Origin of the sequence: Bradyrhizobium sp. NBAIM08, from assembly GCF_020193935.1 — a bacterium.
Lineage (GTDB): Bacteria > Pseudomonadota > Alphaproteobacteria > Rhizobiales > Xanthobacteraceae > Bradyrhizobium > Bradyrhizobium yuanmingense.
In genome coordinates, this window is record NZ_JADYVR010000751.1 from 1 (window position 1) to 417 (window position 417).

The following is a 417-nucleotide window of genomic DNA, read 5'->3' on the forward strand; positions in this document are numbered from 1 at the left end:
AGGTTCGGTGTCATCTCCGGTCCAGCCATGGCGAGAGCGATCCTTGCGAATTTTAAGGAGTTCATCCGCAAAGCTAAAGAGCAGTACAAATTCGTAATCTTGGATACGAACCCGTGCAGCACCTTCACGACAGTTTGTTCACTTGCGGTCGCTGACTACGTCGTCGCGCCGGTCACGCTTGACACATTTTCAGTACGCGGCATCGAGCTCATCCGCGATGTGATGTCCGAAATGTACCCCGATCTCGAATGGCTCAGGCAGTCAGAGCGCGTCAAGGTTATCTTCAATCGCATTCCGCGCACCACGGACCCAGAGAAGATCAACCAAATCCTCGAGCAGGAGCAGCTGATCAGAACCAGCTTCCCTGCCCTCAGTCCCTGCATCATGCCGGACCGCGTTCATCACACCTCCTTACTC

At 54.4% G+C, this 417-nt stretch carries 1 protein-coding gene; it reads left to right on the forward strand.

The window, feature by feature from the left end; all coding sequences use genetic code 11:
- Positions 1 to 27: 27 nt before the first annotated feature.
- Positions 28 to 417: ParA family protein (locus tag I6F37_RS41895; RefSeq protein WP_225154658.1), on the forward strand; the 390-nt coding region annotated here is incomplete at its 3' end.